The sequence below is a fragment of the Acidithiobacillus sp. TH-A35 genome (genome assembly GCF_057473505.1).
On record NZ_JBYCKR010000066.1, the window covers coordinates 1 to 2,871 of the forward strand.

General features: G+C 58.4%; 2 protein-coding genes and 1 pseudogene. 1 reads left to right on the forward strand and 2 read right to left on the reverse strand.

Annotation, left to right across the window (positions count from 1 at the left end; all coding sequences use genetic code 11):
• On the reverse strand, window positions 1–568 hold a 568-nt coding region (locus tag AC2VNK_RS02570), incomplete at its 3' end, for a DEAD/DEAH box helicase (protein ID WP_486882693.1).
• A 252-nt stretch (window positions 569–820) separates the two neighbouring features.
• On the opposite strand from AC2VNK_RS02570, the gene AC2VNK_RS02575 reads away from it, so the two are divergent.
• Entirely contained in the window at window positions 821–2,656 is a 1,836-nt protein-coding gene (locus AC2VNK_RS02575) for a pyruvate kinase (RefSeq protein WP_486882694.1), read from the forward strand.
• Here the strand turns inward: AC2VNK_RS02575 and AC2VNK_RS02580 are convergent.
• Window positions 2,650–2,871: pseudogene (locus tag AC2VNK_RS02580) on the reverse strand (CDP-diacylglycerol--serine O-phosphatidyltransferase); the annotation flags it as partial. The gene AC2VNK_RS02575 and the pseudogene AC2VNK_RS02580 overlap by 7 nt on opposite strands.

Genomic DNA, 2,871 nt, shown 5'->3' on the forward strand with positions numbered 1-2,871 from the left:
CCGAGAACAGCAGATTTTGGCGTTTTTTCGGCAATACCGCAAGGATGCGTCGGATGTCACGGATAAAGCCCATGTCGAGCATGCGGTCGGCTTCGTCGAGCACCAAAATTTCGACGTGAGAGAGGTCGACGCTGCGCTGCTGGATATGATCCAGCAGGCGACCGGGGGTAGCGACCAATACGTCTACACTGCGGCGTAGTTTCTGCATCTGCGGATTGATCTTGACACCACCGATGAGCACCAGCGAACGCAGGGAAAGATAGCGCCCGTACAACTGCACGCTCTCCTCTACCTGCGCCGCCAGTTCACGGGTGGGAACCAGAATCAGCGCGCGCACACTAGAAGGACCACGCGCCGCGGTATCTGCGGTGGCGGACAGTTTGTGCAGAATGGGCATGGCAAAGGCAGCAGTCTTGCCGGTACCTGTCTGCGCACCGGCCAACAGGTCGACGCCGGACATGACCACTGGGATGGCCTGCTCCTGAATGGGGGTAGGGGTAGTGTAACCGCGCTCGGCCGCAGCACGCCAAATGGGCTCAGAAAGCCCAAGGGATTCAAAAGATGACATAATTTTTTACTCCGAAAACACCGGCCTCGCCACAGGGGCGCCAGTCTATGGCAGACGCTTCATCAAGGTGGGGACCAATGCGACGCGCGTCATGCAGACTGAGGCATGACGGCAGGCGGACTTTAACAGAACATACCGATCATTACGAGCGATAAACGCATTCAGTCGGCAAACTTCGCTACCTGGCTGGATGTCATCATACTGAAATATTCACCTGCTACACTCAGGGCATGACCAGGCGGAATGAAGCACATGAATAAGGCATGGCAAGACCTTCAGGAAGCCCTTGAAGGGCTGCACACGCGGATTGTCCAGAGTGAAGCAACCCAACTCACTCTTTTGGAGCAGCAAGATCCCAGTCTTCCCTGGCATCCCGGTATCCGTAACATGCTGCACTACCTGGCCCTGCGTAGCGTCGATTTGCGTCCCCTGCAAGATGCCTTGTCAGATGCCGGACTCTCCTCTCTCGGTCGCGCAGAAAGTCATGTACTTGACAGCGTGCAGTGTACCTTGCAGATATTACGCGCCGCCCTGCAAATGCCGCCTGCCGACTTCAGCGGAACCACGGCCATCACGCGAGGGCAAGGCCAGCAGGCCCTTACGAACAACACGCTGGCCCTGCTCGGCAGTCCGCCCCACCAACGCAGCACCCACATCATGGTGACGCTATCCGGCGATCGCGTTGACGATTCTGATTTTTTCCGCAATTTATTAACTGCCGGCATGAACATCGCACGTATTAACTGTGCCCATGATGACCAGGCCATATGGCAACGGTTGGCTGAGCAGGTCCGCACCGCGAGCCGGGACACTGGTCAGCCCTGCCGGATTCTCGCCGACCTCGCCGGGCACAAGATTCGCACCGGCCCGCTTCCCGAAGTTCCGGGAGTGATCCATTTGAGTCCTGAACGTGACCGCCTCGGTCGCCTGCAAACGCCAGCACAAATGACCGTGCTGGCCTGCCATAAGGAGGTAGCGCTTAGTCCCGCAGGGATAGATTGCCTACTCCTTATGGCATCCGGCAGCGCCATGCCGCAGCAAGGCGAAGACTTGCTCTGCCACGATGCCCGCGGCAAGGAGCGTGTACTCGTGGTTGAACGCATTGAAGGTCAGATCATCACCTTACAGGCCATGCAGGGCTGCTACTTCACTGCGGGGAACCCCTGGCAAAGCCGGCGTCGCCGCCATGTGCAAGGACACTTTGTGGGCATTCCGCAAAGCGCACTCCCTCTGCATCTGGAAGTCGACGATCAGCTCCTGCTGCAAAGCCAACCAGGGCCCGGGGCACCGGCACAGAAGAGTCGCCCGGCACGCATCGCCTGCACCCTCCCGGAAGTCGTTGCGCAACTGCCCGTCGGCCAGGCGGTGTGGATGGACGACGGCAAAATTGCCGCCATGGTCATGGAACAGGGTCCTGAAGGTGCCTTGCTGCGCATCACCAAAACCAAACCAGGGGGTGCCCGCCTGCAAGCAGGCCGTGGTCTCAATTTTCCCGGACTAGCACTGAATCTTCCGGCCCTCAGTGCCAAGGACCTGGAGGATCTGGACACCATTATTCCTTTGGCGGATCTCATCGGTTTTTCTTTCGTAGAGAGCGCCGAACACATGCGTGACATGCTGGAAGCCCTGCGTCAGCGGCAAGGTGAACACTTGGGTGTTATCGCGAAAATAGAAACCGCTGGCTCCTTTCACAAACTACCGGAGATACTGCTGGCCGCCCTCGGACGCCAACCGATGGGTGTAATGATCGCGCGCGGCGATCTGGCTGTAGAAGTGGGCCCTGAACGACTGGCGGAAGTACAGGAAGAGATTCTCTGGCTGGCAGAAGCGGCGCATTTGCCCGTCATCTGGGCCACCCAAGTGCTGGAACAACTCACCAAAAAGGGCATCATCTCCCGGCCCGAATTCACCGATGCGGCCATGGGTGTGCGCGCCGAGTGCGTGATGCTCAACAAGGGTCCTTATGCGGTGGAGGCCGTGCATACGCTGAACGACATTCTCATCCGCATGCAGGCGCATCAACACAAAAAATTCAGTCGGTTACGTGCCCTGCATTGGGGTGCATCCACAGTATCGGCAAGTCAGTGACTGGAACTACCGCGCCGACGCTGGGTACGGCGGCTGCGGATTTGCCACAGGGTCAGCAACAGTCCCATCACCACAGAGGAAATCACGGCGATAAACAGTACCAGCGGCGGATGCACGGCAACCAGGGCAACAGCCAGCACCACCAGAATGGCTAACGCAAAAGGCACCCGCCCATGCAGGTCGAAATCCTTGAAACTGCGGAAGCGGACATTACT